The organism is Pontivivens nitratireducens, from assembly GCF_014235845.1.
Taxonomy (GTDB): domain Bacteria; phylum Pseudomonadota; class Alphaproteobacteria; order Rhodobacterales; family Rhodobacteraceae; genus Pontivivens; species Pontivivens nitratireducens.
Genome location: NZ_JACJUQ010000004.1, coordinates 69,408 through 89,468, shown reverse-complemented (window position 1 = coordinate 89,468; position 20,061 = coordinate 69,408). Strand labels below are relative to the sequence as shown.

The following is a 20,061-nucleotide window of genomic DNA, read 5'->3' as shown; positions in this document are numbered from 1 at the left end:
ATCCGGGCGGTGAGGCCAAGACGGGAATTGTGTCCATAACGATCTGCAATCTGATGGGAGCGTATCGGTGTGGACATGATCGCGCAAAAGTTCCTATCTCGAACGATGAGTGATTTGGCACAGAATTCGGATGATCGTCGCGCGGTGGGTCTGATCCACGGGCTGGGCCGTGGTCCGGGCTCGATGACGCTGATGGCAAATCGGTTGGAGGCAGCAGGCTTTCGCACGTTCCTGATGCATTATCGCTCACGCCATGTCGTTCCGGCCGAGGCACAGGCCGATCTGGTCCAGCAACTGGACGCGCTGTCGCCGGGACCTTGCGATCTGGTGGGGCATTCACTGGGCGGGGTGCTGGCGTTGCGGATCAAGATCGCGCAGCCCGACCGCATCGGACGGGTGGTGCAATTGGGGCCGCCGAATCTGGGCTCGCCCATGGCCACGTTCTTTCGCGATTATCGCCTGGTCGCGGATTTGATGGGCCCGGCGCTGGAACGGCTGGCCGCAGCCGATATGGGGCTGGATCATCTGCCGCCGGAGGTCGCGCGGGATCTGGGCATCATTGCCGGGTCTGCGCCGATCGGCCCGGTAAGTGGTTTCTGGGGGCTGGCGGAGCCGTCGGATGGCATGGTCCCGGTTAGCTCCGCACTGGGCATAGATCATGCGGATGCGCTGATCACGCGGACGGTGCACGGAATGCTGCCCCTGTCGATGGGCGCGGCGCGGCAGACGGCCGCGTTCCTGCGCAACGGACGCTTCGACACGGAGAAATCGGCATGAGCGACTACCTGATCGGCCCATCCCCCGACGATCTGACGCTGACGCGCGCGCTCAGCGGGCGCGACCATGAGGGGCGGGAGGTCGATCTGCGCGTGGTCGAGGAACGGCCCCTGACGATCTATCTCAATTCGCAGGAGATCGTGACGGCAATGACCATCGGGGATCACCCGCGCTGGCTGGCCGTGGGATATCTGTCCAATCAGGGGATGCTGCTGTCCGATGACCGGATCACCGCCGTCGATTTCGACGAGGAGGTGGAAACCGTCGTCGTGCGCACCGCCCGCGCCACGGATTACGAGGATAAGCTCAAGCGCAAGACCCGGACCTCTGGCTGCGCGGTCGGCACAGTCTTTGGCGACATGATGGAGGGGCTGGAGGGCGTGCGCCTGCCGTTGGCCGAACTGCGCACAAGCTGGCTCTACACGCTCGCCCATCGCATCAACACAACGCCCAGCCTGTATCTGGAGGCGGGTGCGATCCACGGCACCGTGCTGTGCCGACAGGATCGGGCGCTGGTCTACATGGAGGATGTCGGTCGCCACAACGCGGTGGACAAGATCGCGGGCTGGATGCGAATGCAAGGCGCCGACCCGTCGGACAAGATCCTCTACACCACGGGGCGTCTGACATCCGAGATGGTCATAAAGACGGCGCTGATGGGTATTCCCGTGCTGGTCAGCCGCTCCGGCTTCACCGCGTGGGGGGTGGAAATCGCGCGTCAGGTCGGACTGACGCTGATCGGGCGGATGCGAGGCAGGCGGTTCGTCTGCCTGGCGGGTGAGGATCGTCTGATCCGCGACGCAAACCCCGCGCATGTGGCCGAAGAGCCGCGCAAATCCACAGGGGCAAATCCGCAGGAAAGGGCACGTCATGAGCGAGGATAACCACCCCCCGGGCCGGGCGGCATGGCTGGCCCATCCGCTGTTTCTGACCTTCGTGGTGTTCGTCCTGTCCAGCATTATCGGTACGTTCATCAACCAGAGCATCCAGCGCAACGCCGACGCCCGCCGCAGCTATGACGACAGCCTGGTCCAGATCGCCGCGCGCTGGCAGGATGATGCATCGCACGCGAACCGCATCACGACCCTGATGTTCGAACGGGCGGCGATGACCGATCTGCTGCGCTCCGCGCTGCAACGGCAGGTCATGCACGAAGTGTTGGAGCGCAAGATCCTCTACGATGCGATCTATCAACGATGGAACACGCAACTGCCGCAGATCCTCGCCACTCTGGACGGGTTCGATGCGGCGGAGGGACTGCGTGCGGAGCTTTCGGCCTCGTTCATCGGCGATTTCGCCAGCAAGTTCGCGCGGATCGACGGGTGTATCACGCTGGTGCACGACCGCTTCCTGTCGCGCGCGACGCAACATGCCTTCGCCTCCAGCCATCTGAGCTGCCCGCCCGAGGCCGTGACAGACCCGATGCGGTGGCTGCGGCTGGATGTGGACAAGATCAGAACCGGCGCCCGGCGGTTCGAGACGGAGCTGCTCACCCGGTTCGAGGCGCGCCGGCAGATCGAGCGGCGGGTGGCGGAATGCATCTTCGACCGACGACCGTCCGTTTGGTCACGCATCATGATGAGCGAGGTCGACCAGGACGAGGCTGACATCCTGCGTGCTCGTGAGTGTGAGGTACAGGCATGAACGTCGCGGGGATCATTCTGGCCGGGGGGCGCGCCACCCGGATGGGGGGCGGCGACAAGGGACTGCTCGATCTGGGGGGAAAACCCTTGCTGGCGCATGTGGTCGATCGCCTGTCGCCTCAGGTCACGGTGCTGGCCCTGAACGCCAATGGGGACCCGCGACGCTTTGCGCCGTTCGGCCTGCCGGTGGTGGCCGATGCTGATGACACCCGCGCAGGGCCTTTGGCCGGAGTTCTGGCCGGTATGGACTGGGCCGCCGCGCAAGGCTTCGACCTGATCGCGACGGCGGCGGCGGATACGCCGTTCTTCCCCCCCGGCCTGGTTGCCGATCTGTGGGCCGGCATGGCGTCCGAGGGCAAATTGCTGGCCCGCGCCGAGACCGAGCGTCCGGGTGGAGGGTTCGACCGGCACCCCACCTTCGGCCTGTGGTCCGTCGATCTGCGCGACGATTTGCGCCGCGCATTGAGCGATGGCACGCGTAAGGTGGTCGCGTGGACGGACCGCCACGGCTGCGCACGTGTGGTGTTCGCAGGCGACGACCCGTTTTTCAACGTCAACACCCCCGACGATCTGCAACAGGCAAGGCGACGCATCGGATGAGGCTTTACGGTATCACGGGCTGGAAAAACTCCGGCAAGACGACACTGATGGAACGTCTGGTGGATGATATCACCGCGCGGGGATATTCCGTCTCGACCATCAAGCACGCGCACCATTCCTTTGACGTGGATCACCCCGGAAAGGACAGTTTTCGTCACCGCATGGCCGGCGCACGGCAGGTGCTGTTGGCGTCGCGCAATCGCTGGGCTCTGATGCACGAGCTGCGTGGCGAGCCTGAGCCTGCGCTGGATGAATTGCTGCACCGTCTGAGCCCGGTCGATCTGGTCCTGATCGAGGGGTACAAGCGCGACCGCCATCCCAAGATCGAGGCGCATCGCAACGCCACCGGCCAACCGCTGATCGCGCCGGATGACGACACGATCCGCGCGGTGGCAAGCGACAGCACCCCGAAGGATCTGGCCGTTCCCGTGCTCGATCTGAACGACACCCGGGCCATTGCCGCGTTCATCCTGCGCGAAGTCGGTCTGCACAAGGAGGAAGGCGGGGCATCATGATCTTCGACAGCGTCGTGGCGGTGGATTGGTCGGCACGCTCCACCCCGTCCCCTGCCGGGCCTTGCCGGGATGCTATCTGGATTGGTCGCACGTGCGATGGCGTGGATGAGGCTCCGCTCTACTGTCGCACACGGGCCGAGGCGATGGCGCAGTTGATGCGGATGGTGGAACGGGACCGCGCGGCCGGGCGCAGGGTGCTGATCGGCTTCGATTTCGCGTTCGGCTGGCCACAGGGCTTCGCCGCGGCGGTCACGGGGCAGGCGCGCGCGCTGGCCGTCTGGGATCATCTGGCGGCCCGGATCGTGGACGCCGCCGACAATGCCAACAACCGCTATGACGTGGCCGAAGTTCTGAACGCCGGACTGCCCCACGGGGGTCCGTTCTGGGCAAAATCGCATCGCGACCGCTGGGCCGCAATTCCCTATACCGACACGCGCACAGACCACCGGATGCCCGAACGCCGGATGGTCGAGCGGCGCGCCAAGGGCACGAAATCGGTCTGGCAGCTTGCCGGGGCAGGCAGTGTCGGATCGCAATCCCTGCTGGGTGTCGCGCGGCTGCACGCCTTGCGCAAGGCTATCGGGGCGCAGGTCTGGCCGTTCGACACGGACGGCGCCGTGCCCGATGGCGATGTGGTGCTGGCCGAGATTTATCCCGGTCTGTTCCGTGAGCAGATCGCCGCCTCAGGGGAAAGCGATGAAATTCCCGACCGTGCGCAGGTGCGGGTCACGGCGGCACATCTGGCCGGACTGGACCGGTTGGGCGTTCTGGCAGATCTGATGGACATTCACGCGCTGGGTGACGTGATCACGCAGGAGGAAGGCTGGATCCTTGGCGTTCCGGCCACGGGCACCGCGCCGCGTTTGCGCAACGACTGCTTCGCCTTGCCGCCGGGGGTCCACTGGACGCCTGTCGCCACCGCGCTCGATCGGTTGCGGGGAAGCCTTACAGCCGTGGTCGGCACGGAAACGGTCGCGTTGCGCAGGGCGGGCGGGCGTGTTCTGGCGCAGGATGCCGTTGCCCGCCGCTCCAACCCGTCGGTGGCGAACGCGGCTGTGGACGGCTATGCCTTCGCATGGCGCGCGGGGGAAGGGAACGCGACGATCACGCTGCCGCTCACCCCAGGGCGCGCCGCGGCCGGGGTGCCGTTCGACGGTGTGGTCCCGCCCGATGCCGCGCTGCGGATCCTGACGGGCGCGGCCGTTCCTGAAGGATGCGATACCGTCATCATGGAGGAAGACACCAGCCGCACCGGCAGCACCATCTCGTTCGAGAGCGGGCTGCGTCCCGGTGCCAATGTCCGCCAAAGCGCGGAGGATTTCGCGCAGGGCAGCGTCCTTCTGCCTCAGGGGCACAGGCTGCGTGCGCCTGATCTGGCCCTGCTGGCTGCGGGTGGAGCGGGGCAGGTCGCGGTGCGGCGCAAATTGCGGGTCGCCGTGCTGTCGACCGGGGACGAATTGTCGGATCGCTGGCAGCCTGGCGATGCGACCCTGCCAGATGCCAACCGCCCCATGCTGATCGATCTGGTGCAACGCTGGAACATGGAGGCCGTCGATCTGGGCATCGCGGGGGATCGCCGCGAAGACGTGCGGGCGGCGCTGGATGCTGGTGCCGCGCAGGCCGATGCGATCTTGACCACCGGCGGTGCCTCCGCCGGGGATGAGGATCACGTTTCGGCAACCTTGCGCGCGGCGAATGCCCTGCAAACGTGGCGGATCGCGATAAAGCCGGGGCGGCCGCTGGCGCTGGGAGTGTGGGGCGACGTTCCGGTTTTCGGCCTGCCGGGAAATCCGGTTGCCGCGCTGGTCTGCGCCGTGATCTTCGCCCGTCCGGCACTGCTGACATTGGCGGGCGCGGACTGGCCTGTATTGACGGGCTCAACGCTGCCCGCTGCGTTCACCAAGCGCAAGAAGGCCGGACGCCGCGAGTTCCTGCGCGCGCGGGTGCGCGACGGTCGGGTCGAGGTGTACCCTTCGGAGGGATCAGGCCGGATCGCCGGGTTGAGCTGGGCCGAGGGGCTGTGTGAACTGCCTGATGAGGCGCTCGATATCGGCCCGGGGACGCCCGTGACCTATCACGCATGGTCGTCGTTCGGGATTTGAGGTGGTGACACCGGCACGGTTGCCTGCGGCGCGGATATTTACGGAAAGTGAAAGGGTTTCCGGGTGCCAATCCGGCTGCTAAGGGATGGTTGAAAGGGGCCTCCCATGCTTCGAAATCCTGTGCTGCAACCTGCGGGTATCCGCACGGCGCTGACCTATGCCGCGATTTTCGCCGCCCTGGGCGCGCACCTGCCGTTCTGGCCGCTATGGCTGTCGGACTGGGGATTGAGCGAGGCGGAGATCGGCACCTTCACCGCCGCCGGCATGGTCATTCGCGTCGTGGCCGGTTTGACGGTGCCCGCGCTGGCGGATCGGATCGACAATCGCAGGCTGGTTCTGGCCGTTGTCGCGGCGTTCGGTGCCCTGATCTTCGCAGTGCACGGCTTGCTCGCTGACAAGGCGGTGCTGTTGCTGGCCACGTTGTGCAGCGGCATCGTCTTCGCGGGGATGATCCCGATTGCCGATGCGCTGGGCGGGGCGGCTGCGCGCACGGCAGGATTTGCCTATGCGCCGGCCCGGTCGCTGGGGTCGTTCGCCTTTCTGGTTGCCAGCCTCGGCGTCGGCTGGCTGGTCGGGCGATATGGCATCGGGGTCGCGCAATGGTGGATCGTGGCGAGCCTGGCGCTGACGATCTGGTTCGGCGCGACTCATCCCGGCGGGGGCAAGGTGCGCCAGTCCACGCCGCCACGGCTGAGCGATCTGGGACGCTTGCTGAGCGAGAAGCGGTTTCTGGTTTTCCTCGCGGCAATCGGGTTCGCGCAGTCCAGCCATGCGGTGCTTTATGTCTATGGCTCGCTGCACTGGCGGGCGCTGGGGGTGGAGGAGGCTGTGATCGGTCAGCTTTGGGCCTTTGGCGTCGCGGTCGAAACGGCGTTGATGCTGTTCGTGGGCACCTGGCTGATCGCCCGTTTCGGCGCAGTGGGGGCTATCGCTATCAGTGCATGTGCCGGCATCGTGCGGTGGGGAATCATGATGACCGATCCGACCGGGGTGGCGCTGTGGGTGACGCAATCATTGCATGCACTGACCTTCGCGGCGGGTCATCTGGGGGGGATCGCGTTCATAGGGGCGGCGGTGCCGGAGCGATTGGCCGCCTCGGCGCAGGGCATGTTTTCCTCCGTCATCGGTGGTGTTCTGTTCGCCATTGCGATGGCCATCGCGGCGCTGGTCTATCCCTATGCGGGGGGGGCAACCTACGGGGTGGCTTTGGCGATGTCGCTGACAGGACTGGTTTTCGCGCTGTGGTTGCGCCGTATCTGGAGCGGTGAGCAGACGCTGGAGTGAGTTACTCCAACGCCCCCGTGACCGTGGCCAGCAGCATGAAGGCCCGCCCCGTCCGGGTATCCGCCAGCCGTGCGATCTGCGTGTCGTCGTCCATGCGCGCGCACAGGGATTTCAGCAACAGATCGAAATGCCGGATGAAGTGCAGCGCGGCGTCGCGCATCACGTCGTCCGAACGCATCCGCCCCCGCGTCAGCGACAGCGCCGTCTGGTCGTCTATCGCGGCAAGGCCCGAGGTCACATCGCCACGTTCCCCCTCGGCGAAGCGACGCCACAATGCCGGGTCGATGGCAATCGGATCGAGGTCATCCATGTAGATGCCGTCTTGCGACAGCAGGTTGAGCACATCCTCCGCCGCGCGCAGGACCTGTGCGACCTGTCTGTCGCGGTTGGCGCGGTGCATGGCGCGGAATCCCGCCGTATCATCCTGATCCTGCGGAAAGTTTAGCGCGCGGACCAGATCGGCCCAGGCGGGGGGCTCATCCGATGGGGCGGCCTCTTCGTTCAGGGGCAGGGAGGATTGGCCGATTTCACGCTTGGGCGCGACCATCGGTTTCGGGCGCGGGACCGGGCGCACGCTGGCCGCGCGGGCCGAGTTTTCCGCGACCTCGGCCAGAACCGTCCTGTCTGCCGCGCGCCCTTCGAGCAGGGAGAGCAGCGCCCGGTCGCTGACCTGCTGGCGCGCGGTCAGCTTCTGGAACATCGCGTCTATTTCCGACCGGCTGAGATTTGCGGTGCCACGCGGCTGGCTGGACACCGTTTGCGCCAGATCGGAAACTTGTGCCCGCGTCTCACCCAGACGTTCGATGACATAGGCAAGCATTCCGATCAGCAGGGACGGCACAATTGCCGCCATGAAGGCGAACAGCCCCGACCCCTGACCGCTTTCTGTCGTGATCCACCATGCCGCGATCAACGCGAGCCAGCAGAAAATTGCAGCGCCCGCGATGGGCCAACCCTTCCAGACGCTCTGCATCCGGTTACTCCACTACTTGAATTGCACTCTACTTGAATTCGATCTTCAGCACCTCGTAACTGCGCGTGCCGCCGGGCGTGCGCACATCGACGCTGTCGCCCTCTTCCTTGCCGATCAGGGCCCGCGCGATGGGAGAGCGCATGTTGAGCAGACCGTTTTCGATATCGGCCTCCTGCTCACCCACGATCTGATAGACCTTCTCCTCATCGGTATCCTCATCCACGATCGTGACCGTGGCACCGAACTTGATCGCGCCGGTCATTTTCGAGACCTTGATGACCTCGGCGCGGGAAATCACGCTTTCCAACTCCTTGACGCGCCCCTCGATGAAGGACTGCTTTTCGCGGGCGGCGTGGTATTCGGCGTTTTCGGACAGATCGCCATGCTCACGGGCCTCCGCGATCGCCTTGATAACGGCGGGGCGTTCCTCAAGCTTGAGCTTCTTGAGTTCGGCGTCCAGTTTCGCAAAACCCCGCTCGGTCAGGGGAACCTTCTCCATCGTTCGTCTCCGTCAATCGGTGGCGGACCACGCCGCGCGAAATACAAAAAAAGGGCCGCACTCGATTGGCACGGCCTGTCAATTGACGATAGGTTCGCAGTTGGTGAGTTGCAAGGGAACCCGAGGCGTGCGGCAACTGAGAACGGCTGAAACCGGGCCTGCGCGAACAGGGCCTGCGCGGGCAGCGGGTGAGAGGTCGCCGCGCGCCGCGCTGTCGGGTCCGATCCTGTTCAATCTGGCATTCGGCATCTATCTGCTGGCCACGGTGGTGATGACGCAATTGCTGGGTGAGCCGCACGGCGTCGTCGAAATGGCGATGCGGGGGACGCGGGACGCCGTGTTGGTCCTCGTCCTGCTGGGGCTGAGCCTGTTCGTGACGTTCTACGGACTGTGGCGCGGCGCGGCCCAGGGGCTGGCCACGCGGCTGCTGGCAGCGATTCTGATCGGCTGCGGTCTGTACCTGTACCTCCTGCCGGCCTTTGCCGTGGTCAAGGGCATGGTGTCTTTACCCTTCGGCTTCTGGGCCGATCCGTGGCTGGCGCGGCTGGATCATGCGCTGCATGGCGGGCAGGACGCATGGCGTCTGTACTGGCCCCTGGTCGAGGTCGTTCCCCCCAGGCTCGCCTTTATCGGCTACAATTACGGCTGGGCCGTCATATCCATGGTGTTGCCGGTTCTGGTGGCTGCGTTGGATACCGATACGGCACGGCGTGATCGAATGCTGATCGTCTATGTCTTCGTCTGGATCGGATTGGGCAATATCGCGGCGACAGCGTTCGCATCCGTCGGTCCGGTATATTACGAATCATTGAGCGGCATTCCCCGATATGCCGAATACATGCAGCATCGGGAGGGCCTGCTGCCGCCCGATCATGCAGTGCGGGTCTTGCAGGACTTGCTGTGGGCGAACGTGGAGCTGCGGCAGGGCCGGCTGGGTCTTGGCATATCGGCGTTTCCCTCGGTACATGTCGGCATTGCGGCGCTGGTGATGGTATACCTGATGTCGCTGGGGCGCCTTGCCGGGGTGTTGGGGATCGGGTTCTGTGTACTGACGCAGTGGAGCAGTGTGATCTATGGCTGGCACTATGCCATTGATGGATACGCTTCTATCATATCGGTGATCGCAGTCTGGATCGGTGCGGGATGGTTGACGAAAAATCCCGCCAGAACAGGGCAGAAGATGCAAGAGATGCCACCTGATACACGTGCATACGATTGACAGGGCAATGCCCGGCCCCATACCTGTCACGAAATGAAATTGCCCGGACCCATGCAAAGGAAGCCGAAATATGTCTGAAGTCGAACGTGAAGCCATGGAATACGATGTCGTCATCGTCGGTGCGGGGCCTGCTGGCCTGTCGGCTGCGATCCGGCTGAAACAACTCGACGCTGACATGAACGTCGTCGTTCTGGAAAAGGGGTCCGAGGTCGGAGCGCACATCCTGTCCGGTGCTGTGCTGGATCCCATCGGCCTGGACGCGCTGATTCCCGATTGGCGTGAGAAGGGGGCCCCTGTCACGACCGAAGTGACCGAGGATCGCTTCCTCGTCCTCGCCCCGAACGGATCGGTCAAGATCCCGAACTTTCCGATGCCGCCGCTGTTGAACAACCATGGCAACTACGTCGTATCAATGGGCAATGTCTGCCGCTGGATGGCCGAGCAGGCCGAGGCGCTGGGCGTCGAAATCTTTCCCGGCATGTCCTGCTCCGAACTGGTCTATGGCGATAACGGAGAGGTCAAGGGCGTCGTCGCAGGCGAATTCGGCATCGAGAAGGACGGCACCAAGGGCGCGGGCTACGAGCCGGGGATGGAATTGCACGGCAAGTACGTCTTCCTGGCCGAGGGCGTGCGCGGTTCGTTGAGCAAGATGGCCATCGCGCGCTACGGTCTCGACGCGGATTGCGATGTCCAGAAATACGGACTGGGCATCAAGGAGGTTTGGGATATCAAGCCCGAGCATCACAAGCTGGGGCAGGTCACGCACACCATGGGCTGGCCACTGGGCAAGAATGCGGGCGGCGGTTCGTTCCTGTATCACGCTGAAAACAATCAGGTCTACGTTGGTTTCGTGACGCACCTGAATTACAAGAACCCCTACCTGTCGCCCTATCAGGAGTTTCAGCGGTTCAAGCATCACCCCGACATCGCCCCTGTGTTCGAGGGGGGAAAGCGGGTCGCCTATGGCGCGCGCGCCATCACCGAGGGCGGGTTCCAATCCATCCCCAAGATGGCGTTCCCGGGCGGCGCGCTGCTGGGCTGTTCCGCCGGCCTCGTCAACGTGCCGCGGATCAAGGGCAACCACAACGCGATGCTGTCGGGCAAGGCCGCGGCCGAGGCTGCGCATGCTGCCATCGCGGCTGGTCGCCAGTCGGATGAGTTGTCCGACTACACCGAGGAGGTCAAGACCGGCGCGATCGGCAAGGATCTGATCAAGGTGCGCAACGTCAAGCCGTTGTGGTCCCGCTATGGTCTGATCGCCTCGATGGTCGTGGGCGGCCTCGATATGTGGTGGGCGTCGCTGTTCGGAAAGCCCCTGCTGGGCACGCTGAAGCACGGCAAGACCGATGCGGAAAGCACCGAACCCGCCCGGCGTCACCAGCCCATCGACTATCCCAAGGCGGACGGGAAGCTCAGCTTTGACCGGCTGACCAACGTGTCCTTTTCGGGCACCAATCATGCCGAGGATCAACCGACGCACCTCAAGCTGAAGGATGCGGATCTGCCCACGCATGTGAACCTGCCGAAATATGCCGGACCTTCGCAGCGCTACTGCCCTGCGGGCGTTTACGAATTCGTGGGTCAGGAAGGTGAGAAATCGTTCCAGATCAACGGTCAGAACTGCGTCCACTGCAAGACATGCGACATCAAGGATCCCCTCCAGAACATCGTCTGGACGGTTCCGCAGGGCGGCGACGGGCCGAACTATCCGAACATGTAATCGGCTGAGAACTTTCGGGCGTGCGCTGCGACGCGCGCCCGACCCCGCGATCCTGCCACGGGCCGGTTCGGGTCGTGTCGCGTTGCCCTCCTCCGGTCGGATGCCTAGGGTGTGCAAAACGAGAATTCCGAGGTTTGCCCATGCCCGTCCGCTCCCTTTTCGCATTCGCGACAGCTCTGTCGGTGCTGCTGCCCACAATGGTCGAGGCACGCAGTCTGTCCGGATCCTATCTGGCGGCCGCGCAGGCGGAGCTGCGCGACGATCATGTGCAGGCGGCGCTCTACTACACCCGTGCCCTCGGCTATGACGGTGAAGACACGCAATTGCTGCAACGTGCGATGCAGGCGCAAGTCTCCGCCGGGCGGGTCGGTGTCGCGGCCAGCATCGCGGAACGGCTGCTGGCGCTGAATTCCGAGAACCAGTTCGCAACCCTTGTTGCGATCACGCATGATATCCGTCGCGACGATCCGGCCCGCGCCCTGGCGCGGCTGGATCAGGGTGAGCAGGGCATGACGCCCCTGTTGGCGGAGCTGTTGCGCGGCTGGCTGATGATGTCACTGGGGGATGAGGCTGCGGCGCTGGACTTGTTCGATGCGGTTTCAGGGAATGAGACCTACGAGGTCTTCGCGGCCTTTCACTCCGCATTGGCGTTGGCGCTGACCGGACAGGTCGAGGCCGCATCGCGCAGGATGGAGGGGGGCGATACCGGTCCGGTTCGCCTGAACCGCCGGTCCACCCAGGCGCGCATCCAGTTGCTGGCCGCCACCGGACAGAAGGAAACGGCGCTGGCGGTTGCGGACGATGTGCTGGCCACAGGCTTCGGCGACCGCACGTTCGAGGTGCTGCGCACCCGGATCGAACAGGACGATTCCGTGCAGTTCGATCTGGTGCAGACCCCGGATGACGGCATCGCGGAGGTTCTGTTCGACCTCGCCTCCGTTCTGGGGGAGGAAGGCGCTGACGTCGCATTGATCTACAGCCGCCTTGCCGCGCATATTCAGCCGGACTTCGCCGAGGCGCAGCTATTGGTGGCCACCGTGCTGAACGAGCAGGGGCAGTACACGCTGGCAACCGATGCATTCGATGCGGTGTCCAGCACTTCACCCCAATTCGTGGAGGCGGAACTGGGTCGCATGCAAGCGCTTGCCAATGATGGGCGTCAGGACGATGCAATCGCTGTTCTGGCCGGTCTGACGCGCGCCTATCCCGACAGCATGCGCCTGCATTACCTGCACGGCGATACCTTGCGCCGCGCCGACCGCCCGGCTGAGGCGATAGAGGCCTTCGACATGGCTGTGTCACTGCTGGGGGAGCCGTCGCCACAGCACTGGCTGGTCTATTATCAACGTGCGGTGGCGCATCACAATGCGGACAACTGGACGGCGGCGGAGGCTGACCTGCGCCGGGCGTTGGAACTGGAGCCGGACAACGCGCTGGTTCTGAACTATCTGGGCTATTCGCTGGTCGAGGAGAAGCGCGATCTGGATGCGGCGTTGGAGATGATCCGCCGTGCCGTCGATCAGCGCCCCTATGACGGCTACATCACCGATTCCCTTGGCTGGGTTCTGTACCGCCTCGGGCGTTTCGAGGAGGCGATCGAGCCGATGGAACGTGCGGTGGAACTGGCGCCCGTCGATCCGATCATCAACGACCATCTGGGTGATGTCTACTGGGCCGTCGGGCGCAAGCGCGAGGCGGAGTTTCAGTGGAAGCGCGCCCTGTCCTTCGAGCCGGAGCCTGAGGAAGAGAGCCGCATCCGCCTGAAGCTCGACATCGGTCTGGACGCGGTTCTGGCGCAGGAGGCTGCGAACTGAGGTGGTAGACGCGTCGATACGGGAGCTCGCCCGGGCCAAGATCAACCTGACACTGCACGTGACAGGACGCAGGCCCGACGGGCTGCATATGCTCGATTCGCTGGTGGTCTTCGCTGATCTTGGAGACGTGGTGGAGGTGGAGGCCGGACCAGGACTGTCCCTGGCCATCGACGGCCCCTTCGGCAGCGGAATCGGCGCTACGCCCGATAATCTGGTGTTGCGCGCGGCACGGCATTTGGGTGTAAGCGGGGCGCTGCGTCTGACCAAGGCATTGCCGGTCTCATCCGGTATCGGGGGCGGCTCGGCTGACGCTGCGGCGACGATCCGCGCAATGTCCCGGTTGCACGGCCTCACCCTGCCAGCCGCTGCCGATCTGACGCCGCTGGGTGCCGATGTGCCGGTATGTCTGGCATCGGTCCCGACCCGGATGCGCGGCATAGGGGAGGTGTTGCAGCTGGTGCCCGCGTTGCCTCCCGCATGGTTGGTTCTGGTCAATCCGGGTGTCGGCATGGCGACCCCTGCGGTTTTCGCGCGCCTGGATCATGCCGACAAAGCGCCGATGGATATGCCCGACAGCTTCGGTGACTTTGACGGCTTTGTGAAATGGCTCACCAGGCAGCGCAATGATCTGCAATTCCCGGCCGAGCAGTTGTCGCCGGTGATCGGTGAGGTGCTCAGGGCCCTGCATCATGACGCGCCGTTCGCGCGGATGTCAGGCTCGGGCGCGACATGTTTTGGTCTTTATGCGGAGCAGGCGGCGGCGCTGCGCGCGGCGGACCGGGTGCGTGATGCCCATCCCGGCTGGTGGGTCGCGGCGGCGCCCGTCGGACGTTAGGCCAGGCCGCCTTCAGCGCAGGCGCGAGACCACGAAATCCGCCAGATCGTGCAGTTCCGCGCGGATCGGCGTATCGGGCAGAATCTCCAGTTCCGCCTGCGCCTTTGCCACATAGTCGAACGCGGTGGCGCGCACCGTTTCCAGAATGTTGTGCCGGGCGAAGATGCCGAGCGCGATGTCCAGATCACCCTCCTGATACCGGCCCCGTCCGATCAGACGTTCCCAGAAGCTACGCTCCTGCGCGTCAGAGGCCGCGATGGCGCGGATGACGGGCAGGGTCAGCTTGCCCTCACGCAGGTCGTCGCCAGTATCCTTGCCGATATCGTCGCCGGTCAAATCCAGCAGATCGTCGGCGATCTGGAACGCGATGCCCAACGCGTCCCCATAATTGCACAGGGCCGTGATGTCCCGCTCGGACGCGCCGGCGACCAGACCGCCCACCTGGGTTGCGGCGGCGAACAGGGCGGCCGTCTTGCCGCGGACAACGCGGATATAGGTCTCCTCCGGCGTGGCGAGGTTGCGCGCGACGGACAATTGCAGGACCTCGCCCTCGGCGATCACGGCGGCTGCATTGGCCAGAATGTCGAGCACGCGCAGACTGCCCGCCTCGACCATCAACTGAAACGAGCGTGCGAACAGATAATCGCCCACCAGAACGCTGGACTGATTGTCCCATAGCAGGTTGGCGGTCGGACGCCCGCGTCGCTGATCGCTTTCGTCCACCACGTCATCGTGCAGCAGGGTGGCGGTGTGGATGAATTCCACCGTCGCTGCCAGCTTCACGTCATGCTCACCGTCATAGCCGTACAGCCCTGCCGCCGCGAGGGTCAGCAGCGGGCGTATCCGTTTGCCTCCCGCGCCGATAAGGTGGGCCGTCACCTCGGGGATGCGGGGGGCGTTCTCGCTCTCCATCCGGGTGGCGATCAGGTGGTTCACCGCATTCATGCGCGTCTCGAGCAGAGATTGAAGGCGTATTATCGGAGAGGTCAATTCACTATCCTTGCTCGCACCGGCCCCTGGGGGGACTCGACGGTTTGTGGGGCACCGGCTACACCCGGCACATGGAAGAAATACTGCGCACCAACGATCCGGTCACACTCAGCTTTGCCGAAGCATTGCTACGCGGTGAACAGATAGAGACGTTCGTCATGGACGTCCATATGAGCGTGCTGGAAGGTTCGATAGGTGTGCTGCCACGACGCATGTCAGTCGCGCGCGCTGACGCCTTTCGCGCCCGTGCGATCCTGCGCGACAATGACGTCGAAGTGAGTGAGCGCAGGTGAGCTTTGCCCAAACGGATCTGACCCATGATGCATTTCTGGGCGGCCGTGTGCATATCTGGCAACCACGAAAGGGATACCGCGCCGCGACCGATCCCGTCTGGCTGGCAGCGGCCTGCCCTGCGGTTTCGGGGCAGAGTGTGCTGGAACTGGGTTGCGGTGCGGGCACGGCACTGGCCTGTCTGAACGCGCGCGTGGCGGGGCTGGATCTGGCCGGTATCGAGATGCAGCGCGACTACGCCGAATTGGCGCGGCGCAACCTGCCCCAAGGCGCGCGTGTTTTGGAGGGGGACCTGTCGCGAATGCCGCCGGAATTGCGCGCCCAACGATTCGATCATGTTATCGCCAACCCGCCCTTTTTCGGCGCAGGTCAGGGGATTCGGCCCAACGATCCGGGGCGCGGAACGGCACATGTCGAGGATACGCCCCTGGCTACGTGGATCGATTCGGGCCTGCGGCGGCTGCGGGATCGTGGAACCTTCACCATGATCAACCGCACCGACCGGCTGGCGGATATTCTGGCACCCCTGCAAGGTCGCACCGGCGGTGTGTTGATCCTGCCATTGGCCGCGCGGGCAGGGCGGGCGGCGGAGCGGGTTATCGTACAGGCCATCAAGGGCGCACGCGCACCCTTGAAGCTGTTGCCACCTATGGTTGTGCACGAGGGGGATTCGCATCCGGGGGACGTTTCGCATTTCAGCGCGCTGGCGTCCGGGGTGCTGCGCGAAGGGGCCTGCCTTTCGCTCGCCGCAATATAAGTAAAATTGCGTAAAAAACCAGACATGACAGTTATATGAATATGTGGCGAAATACTCGGACTGTCATCTGGATGGAAGGAGTACCCCAAGAATGAGCGTTACCTCACATGTCAGCGCACTTCAGAAGAAGCATCAAATCCTGTCCCAGACCATTGAAACGGAGCAACGCAGCCCAGCCTCCGACAATCTTCAGATTGCCGAGATGAAGCGGGAAAAGCTGCGACTGAAGGAGGAAATCAGCCGGCTCCGCTCCTAGATTTTCCTGATCCGGCGCGGGCGGCTATGACCGCCCCGCCGGTGATCAGAATTGCAGACGCGGCCAGCGTCCACGTCAACGGCGCAAACCCGGTTGCAATCAGAAGTAGAGTGGACAGCAATGGCGCGGCATAGGATACCGTTCCGAGAAGCTGGATGTCCCCGTGCTTCACCCCGATATCCCACAGATAGAACGCGGCACCGACAGGGCCGAGACCCAGCATCACCAGCCCCAGCCAGCCGCTCGGCTGCGATGGCCAGACCGTTTCCTCCAACAGCAGATGTGCCCCGGTCGAGAGTACCGCCGTCACCAGACAAAACAATGCGACACTTTGCGTGGGGGCGCTGCCGAAACGGCGCGACAATACGGAATAGCCGGACCACAGCACCGCGCACAGGATCGCGGCTGCGTATCCCAAGGCATATTCGCCGGAAAAGCTGAGGTTCGCATCGGCCAGGATCAGCACGGCCCCCATGAACGCGACCAAGGCGCCGATGATGTGCCCGCGGCGCAAGGTTTCCCCGGGCAGCAATCCCGAAAACAGCACGATCAGCAGGGGCCACAGATAGGCGATCAGCCCAGCCTCCGCCGGTGGTGCGTTTTGCAGGGCGGTGAAGTAGAAAAAATGATAGCCGAACAACCCGCCGATACCCAGCATCCAGACCCGCCATCCAAGCCCGCGTATCGCGCCGAAGCCCCGTCCCAGAGCGGTCCAGATCACACCGATCGCGCCGCCGATCGCAAAGCAGAACGCGGTTAACTGGAACGGCGGCACGTCACCCGCCAGAACCGTCAAAAGCGCCAGTGTCGCCCACAAACCAACCGCGCCCGCGCCGATGAGAGTGGGATTCATGCCGCGCGCCGTGCGGCTGCCTCCCGCATGAAGCGGACCATCCAGCGCGCCCAGTCCACGTTATGCACCGGCTGGTCAAGCGTTTCCAGCGCGGCGGTGCCGACATCTTCCGGGACCGCATCGCCAATCCGGCTCAAGATGATTTCGCGCACGAAGTCCGCGTCGAATTCGGGATGCGGCTGCACGCTGATGGCGATGGGGGCATCGGCGTCTCCATAGGCGAGGGCCGCGTAGTTACAGAATTCGGACCGTGCCAGAACCACGGTTTCGGGCGGCAATTCGACGATCTGATCCTGATGCAAGGCGCGTGTCGAGAATGTATCGCCGGCCGTCTCCATCCAATCGGGGCGGGTCGTGATCTGATAGGTATGCACACCCAGCCCCCAGCCTTTGCTGGATTTCTCGACCTTTCCGCCCATCGCCTCCGCCAGAAGCTGATGGCCAAAGCAGACGCCCACAACGGGAACCCGCCGGGCAAGGCAATCGCGCAGAAACGACTTGAGCGGTTCCATCCACGGGAACGGATCGTAGACACCGTGGCGCGAGCCGGTGATAAGCCACGCATCGGCCTGTTCGGGATCGTCGGGCATGACACCGCGCACGACGCTGAAGGTCTGGTAGGTCAGATCACCATCCGCCGCGTCGAGCAGGCGGCGAAACATCGGCGGGTAGGAGCCGTGCTTGTCCGCCATATCACCTGAGACTTCACCCGTCTCCAGAATGCCGATGCGCATCGTTCGTCTCCTCCGAATCGTGCGGACGATAGGCCTGCGGGCTCCCCGCGCCAAGGGTGAGAATCACTGCAATGTCACGATTTCACGATCCCGCATCAGTGCCGCGTTCGTCGCCGTGGCGATGCGCTTGGCCGCAAGCATGGTGTGAACGACAAACGGCCCGCAGGGGTGCTGCGGGCCGTTTGCCAGGTTCGCGGTCAGATCACCTCAGGTGAAGTACTGCCCACCATTCGCAGTGATGGTGGAGCCGGTGATGAAGCCCGCATCGTCAGCGGTGAGGAACGCCACGCAACGCGCGATCTCCTCCGGCTCACCCAGACGACCGACGGGGATCTGGCCGATGATGCTTTCACGCACTTTCTCGGGCACGGCCATGACCATGTCGGTGCCGACATAGCCGGGGGCCACGACGTTCACGGTAATGCCCGCACGTGCGCCCTCCTGGGCCAGCGACTTGGTAAAGCCGATATCGCCTGCCTTGGAGGCAGCATAGTTCGCCTGCGCGAACTGACCCTTTTGACCGTTGATGGAGGAGATCGTGACGATGCGGCCGAACTTGCGCTCACGCATTCCCGGCCAGACATTGTGCGTCATGTTGAACACGCCGGTCAGGTTGGTGTCGATGACCTCATGCCACTGCTGCGGCGTCATCTTGTGAAACGGGGCGTCACGGGTGATGCCGGCATTGTTGACCAGAATATCCACCGGGCCGAGATCGGATTCGATCTGGGCGATGCCCTCCTTGCACGCGTCATAGTCACCGACGGACCACTTGTAGGTCTTGATGCCGGTTTCCTTGGTGAAGGCCGCTGCGGCCTCGTCGTTGCCCCCATAGGTCGCTGCGACCTCGCATCCGGCCGCCTTCAGCGCCTTGGAGATTGCCGCTCCGATCCCGCGGGAGCCACCCGTAACCACTGCCACTCTTGCCATTATGTTTCCTCTCGATTTTTTTGGATTGGGGGGAGGTGCCGTTCGGACCCTCCCCGATTGAAACTCAGTCGCGCTCGACACACATGGCGACACCCATGCCGCCGCCGATGCACAGGGTTGCCAGACCCTTCTTGGCGTCACGTCGCTGCATTTCGAACAGCAGCGTGTTGAGCACACGGCAGCCCGACGCGCCGATCGGGTGCCCGATGGCAATCGCGCCGCCGTTCACATTCACGATCTCGGGATCCCAGCCCATTTCCTTGTTCACAGCGCAGGCCTGCGCCGCGAAGGCCTCGTTCGCCTCGACCAGTTCGAGGTCGGAGGCGGACCAGCCGGCCTTCTCCAATGCCTTGCGGCTGGCATAGACGGGGCCGACCCCCATGATCGAGGGATCCAGACCGGCGGTGGCATAGGACGCAATGCGGGCGAGGGGCTGGATGCCGCGCCGTTCGGCGTTCTCCACGCTCATCAGCAGGGTCGCCGCCGCGCCGTCGTTCAGGCCGGAGGCATTGGCCGCTGTAACGGACCCATCCTTGGTGAAGGCGGGGCGCAGTTTTTGCATCGCCTCCATCGTGGCGCCGTGGCGGATATACTCATCCTTGTCGACAATCGTGTCGCCCTTGCGGCCCTTCACGGTGAAGGGGATGATCTCATCGTCGAACTTGCCGGCCTTCTGTGCGGCCTCTGCCTTGTTTTGCGAGGCTACGGCGAACTCATCCTGCTGATCGCGGCTGATCTGCCACTGGTTCGCCACGTTTTCAGCGGTTTGGCCCATGTGATAGCCGTTGAAGGCGTCCCACAGCCCGTCGCGGATCATTGTGTCGATGAATTTTGTATCGCCCATCTTGGTGCCTGAACGCAGGTGGGATGCGTGCGGTGCCAGGCTCATGCTTTCCTGACCGCCCGCGATCACCACGTCGGCATCGCCCAGTTGCACATGCTGCGCGCCAAGCGCGACCGCGCGCAGGCCAGAGCCGCAAACCTGATTGATGCCCCAGGCGGAGCTTTCCTTGGGCAATCCGGCGTTGATATGCGCCTGGCGGGCGGGGTTCTGACCCTGCGCGGCGGTCAGAACCTGCCCCAGAATGGTTTCGGAGACCTCGCCCGCGTCCACACCCGCGCGTTCCAGAACGCCGCGAATGACGGCGGCACCCAGATCGTGCGCGGGGGTGTTGGCAAATGCACCGTTGAACGAGCCGACAGCGGTACGCCCGGCTGCGGCGATGACGACATTAGTCATGTAACTCTCCCAATCCCAGTATCATGCAA

The 20,061-nt window shown here is 64.2% G+C and carries 21 protein-coding genes; 14 read left to right on the top strand and 7 right to left on the bottom strand.

The genetic code is table 11. From position 1 onward, the window contains the following. Positions 1-105 precede the first annotated feature (105 nt). From H1S03_RS06245 to H1S03_RS06215, 7 genes are all read left to right on the top strand, one after another. The gene (locus H1S03_RS06245) at positions 106-777 is read left to right on the top strand and encodes an esterase/lipase family protein (RefSeq protein ID WP_185803655.1); all 672 of its coding nucleotides are present in this window, start codon (positions 106-108) and stop codon (positions 775-777) included. Then, positions 774-1,661, top strand: coding sequence for a formate dehydrogenase accessory sulfurtransferase FdhD (locus H1S03_RS06240; protein WP_185803654.1), 888 nt, complete (start codon positions 774-776; stop codon positions 1,659-1,661). The genes H1S03_RS06245 and H1S03_RS06240 overlap by 4 nt, the downstream gene beginning before the upstream one ends. Next, positions 1,648-2,421 carry a hypothetical protein gene (locus H1S03_RS06235; protein WP_185803653.1) on the top strand — a complete coding sequence of 258 codons (774 nt, stop codon included), beginning with the start codon at positions 1,648-1,650 and terminating at the stop codon, positions 2,419-2,421. The genes H1S03_RS06240 and H1S03_RS06235 overlap by 14 nt, the downstream gene beginning before the upstream one ends. Next, positions 2,418-3,020 (top strand): molybdenum cofactor guanylyltransferase MobA, encoded by a 603-nt coding sequence (gene mobA, locus H1S03_RS06230; RefSeq protein ID WP_185803652.1) that lies wholly within the window; start codon positions 2,418-2,420, stop codon positions 3,018-3,020. Before H1S03_RS06235 ends, mobA begins: the two co-directional genes overlap by 4 nt. Continuing rightward, positions 3,017-3,535 carry a molybdopterin-guanine dinucleotide biosynthesis protein B gene (mobB, locus tag H1S03_RS06225; RefSeq protein ID WP_185803651.1) on the top strand — a complete coding sequence of 173 codons (519 nt, stop codon included), beginning with the start codon at positions 3,017-3,019 and terminating at the stop codon, positions 3,533-3,535. Before mobA ends, mobB begins: the two co-directional genes overlap by 4 nt. Beyond that, positions 3,532-5,637, top strand: a complete 2,106-nt coding sequence (locus H1S03_RS06220; protein WP_185803650.1) for a molybdopterin-binding protein — start codon at positions 3,532-3,534, stop codon at positions 5,635-5,637. The genes mobB and H1S03_RS06220 overlap by 4 nt, the downstream gene beginning before the upstream one ends. 105 nt (positions 5,638-5,742) lie before the next feature. Next, positions 5,743-6,921: an MFS transporter gene (locus H1S03_RS06215; RefSeq protein WP_185803649.1), complete on the top strand. Its 1,179-nt coding sequence runs from the start codon at positions 5,743-5,745 to the stop codon at positions 6,919-6,921. Position 6,922: 1 nt separating this feature from the next. Here the strand turns inward: H1S03_RS06215 and H1S03_RS06210 are convergent, their stop codons facing one another. After that, positions 6,923-7,894, bottom strand: a complete 972-nt coding sequence (locus H1S03_RS06210) for a hypothetical protein (RefSeq protein ID WP_185803648.1) — start codon at positions 7,892-7,894, stop codon at positions 6,923-6,925. Between the two features lie 28 nt (positions 7,895-7,922). Further along, entirely contained in the window at positions 7,923-8,393 is a 471-nt protein-coding gene (gene greA / locus H1S03_RS06205) for a transcription elongation factor GreA (protein WP_166189774.1), read from the bottom strand. A 127-nt stretch (positions 8,394-8,520) separates the two neighbouring features. On the opposite strand from greA, the gene H1S03_RS06200 reads away from it, so the two are divergent. The 4 genes from H1S03_RS06200 to H1S03_RS06185 all read left to right on the top strand — a co-directional run bounded on the left by H1S03_RS06200 (position 8,521) and on the right by H1S03_RS06185 (position 13,981). After that, a complete protein-coding gene (locus H1S03_RS06200) occupies positions 8,521-9,612 on the top strand; it encodes a phosphatase PAP2 family protein (protein WP_185803647.1) in 1,092 nt (363 codons plus the stop codon). Positions 9,613-9,682: 70 nt separating this feature from the next. Further along, positions 9,683-11,332, top strand: a complete 1,650-nt coding sequence (locus tag H1S03_RS06195) for an electron transfer flavoprotein-ubiquinone oxidoreductase (protein WP_185803646.1) — start codon at positions 9,683-9,685, stop codon at positions 11,330-11,332. 140 nt (positions 11,333-11,472) lie between these two features. After that, complete coding sequence (locus H1S03_RS06190; RefSeq protein ID WP_185803645.1) at positions 11,473-13,146, top strand: tetratricopeptide repeat protein; 1,674 nt, start codon at positions 11,473-11,475, stop codon at positions 13,144-13,146. Between the two features lies 1 nt (position 13,147). Continuing rightward, the gene (locus H1S03_RS06185; protein WP_347339210.1) at positions 13,148-13,981 is read left to right on the top strand and encodes a 4-(cytidine 5'-diphospho)-2-C-methyl-D-erythritol kinase; all 834 of its coding nucleotides are present in this window, start codon (positions 13,148-13,150) and stop codon (positions 13,979-13,981) included. Positions 13,982-13,993: 12 nt separating this feature from the next. Here H1S03_RS06185 and H1S03_RS06180 read toward each other — a convergent pair whose 3' ends face one another. After that, positions 13,994-14,926 (bottom strand): polyprenyl synthetase family protein, encoded by a 933-nt coding sequence (locus H1S03_RS06180; protein WP_185803644.1) that lies wholly within the window; start codon positions 14,924-14,926, stop codon positions 13,994-13,996. Positions 14,927-15,042: 116 nt separating this feature from the next. On the opposite strand from H1S03_RS06180, the gene H1S03_RS06175 reads away from it, so the two are divergent. From H1S03_RS06175 to H1S03_RS06165, 3 genes are all read left to right on the top strand, one after another. Further along, positions 15,043-15,264 carry a putative signal transducing protein gene (locus H1S03_RS06175; protein ID WP_185803643.1) on the top strand — a complete coding sequence of 74 codons (222 nt, stop codon included), beginning with the start codon at positions 15,043-15,045 and terminating at the stop codon, positions 15,262-15,264. Further along, positions 15,261-16,019 (top strand): tRNA1(Val) (adenine(37)-N6)-methyltransferase, encoded by a 759-nt coding sequence (locus H1S03_RS06170; RefSeq protein ID WP_347339209.1) that lies wholly within the window; start codon positions 15,261-15,263, stop codon positions 16,017-16,019. The genes H1S03_RS06175 and H1S03_RS06170 overlap by 4 nt, the downstream gene beginning before the upstream one ends. Before the next feature lie 91 nt (positions 16,020-16,110). After that, on the top strand, positions 16,111-16,275 hold the full coding sequence (locus tag H1S03_RS06165; RefSeq protein ID WP_166189787.1) for a YdcH family protein: 165 nt from the start codon (positions 16,111-16,113) through the stop codon (positions 16,273-16,275). On the opposite strand, the gene yddG is transcribed toward H1S03_RS06165, so the two are convergent. The 4 genes from yddG to H1S03_RS06145 form a co-directional block, all read right to left on the bottom strand. After that, entirely contained in the window at positions 16,256-17,128 is an 873-nt protein-coding gene (gene yddG / locus H1S03_RS06160) for an aromatic amino acid exporter YddG (protein ID WP_185803642.1), read from the bottom strand. The genes H1S03_RS06165 and yddG overlap by 20 nt on opposite strands. Further along, entirely contained in the window at positions 17,125-17,862 is a 738-nt protein-coding gene (locus H1S03_RS06155) for a glutamine amidotransferase-related protein (protein ID WP_185803641.1), read from the bottom strand. The genes yddG and H1S03_RS06155 overlap by 4 nt, the downstream gene beginning before the upstream one ends. Before the next feature lie 207 nt (positions 17,863-18,069). Beyond that, positions 18,070-18,792, bottom strand: a complete 723-nt coding sequence (gene phbB / locus H1S03_RS06150; RefSeq protein WP_185803640.1) for an acetoacetyl-CoA reductase — start codon at positions 18,790-18,792, stop codon at positions 18,070-18,072. A gap of 64 nt (positions 18,793-18,856) precedes the next feature. After that, a complete protein-coding gene (locus H1S03_RS06145) occupies positions 18,857-20,032 on the bottom strand; it encodes an acetyl-CoA C-acetyltransferase (protein WP_185803639.1) in 1,176 nt (391 codons plus the stop codon). Positions 20,033-20,061: the final 29 nt, after the last annotated feature.

Excerpts from the sequence above, each read along its gene's own strand:
- H1S03_RS06245 (WP_185803655.1), top strand. The coding sequence starts at position 106 with ATGAGTGATTTGGCACAGAATTCGGATGATCGTCGCGCGGTGGGTCTG.
- H1S03_RS06240 (WP_185803654.1), top strand. The coding sequence starts at position 774 with ATGAGCGACTACCTGATCGGCCCATCCCCCGACGATCTGACGCTGACG.
- H1S03_RS06235 (WP_185803653.1), top strand. The coding sequence starts at position 1,648 with ATGAGCGAGGATAACCACCCCCCGGGCCGGGCGGCATGGCTGGCCCAT.
- mobA (WP_185803652.1), top strand. The coding sequence starts at position 2,418 with ATGAACGTCGCGGGGATCATTCTGGCCGGGGGGCGCGCCACCCGGATG.
- mobB (WP_185803651.1), top strand. The coding sequence starts at position 3,017 with ATGAGGCTTTACGGTATCACGGGCTGGAAAAACTCCGGCAAGACGACA.
- H1S03_RS06220 (WP_185803650.1), top strand. The coding sequence starts at position 3,532 with ATGATCTTCGACAGCGTCGTGGCGGTGGATTGGTCGGCACGCTCCACC.
- H1S03_RS06215 (WP_185803649.1), top strand. The coding sequence starts at position 5,743 with ATGCTTCGAAATCCTGTGCTGCAACCTGCGGGTATCCGCACGGCGCTG.
- H1S03_RS06210 (WP_185803648.1), bottom strand. The coding sequence starts at position 7,894 with ATGCAGAGCGTCTGGAAGGGTTGGCCCATCGCGGGCGCTGCAATTTTC.
- greA (WP_166189774.1), bottom strand. The coding sequence starts at position 8,393 with ATGGAGAAGGTTCCCCTGACCGAGCGGGGTTTTGCGAAACTGGACGCC.
- H1S03_RS06195 (WP_185803646.1), top strand. The coding sequence starts at position 9,683 with ATGTCTGAAGTCGAACGTGAAGCCATGGAATACGATGTCGTCATCGTC.
- H1S03_RS06190 (WP_185803645.1), top strand. The coding sequence starts at position 11,473 with ATGCCCGTCCGCTCCCTTTTCGCATTCGCGACAGCTCTGTCGGTGCTG.
- H1S03_RS06180 (WP_185803644.1), bottom strand. The coding sequence starts at position 14,926 with ATGAATGCGGTGAACCACCTGATCGCCACCCGGATGGAGAGCGAGAAC.
- H1S03_RS06175 (WP_185803643.1), top strand. The coding sequence starts at position 15,043 with ATGGAAGAAATACTGCGCACCAACGATCCGGTCACACTCAGCTTTGCC.
- H1S03_RS06165 (WP_166189787.1), top strand. The coding sequence starts at position 16,111 with ATGAGCGTTACCTCACATGTCAGCGCACTTCAGAAGAAGCATCAAATC.
- yddG (WP_185803642.1), bottom strand. The coding sequence starts at position 17,128 with ATGAATCCCACTCTCATCGGCGCGGGCGCGGTTGGTTTGTGGGCGACA.
- H1S03_RS06155 (WP_185803641.1), bottom strand. The coding sequence starts at position 17,862 with ATGCGCATCGGCATTCTGGAGACGGGTGAAGTCTCAGGTGATATGGCG.
- phbB (WP_185803640.1), bottom strand. The coding sequence starts at position 18,792 with ATGGCAAGAGTGGCAGTGGTTACGGGTGGCTCCCGCGGGATCGGAGCG.
- H1S03_RS06145 (WP_185803639.1), bottom strand. The coding sequence starts at position 20,032 with ATGACTAATGTCGTCATCGCCGCAGCCGGGCGTACCGCTGTCGGCTCG.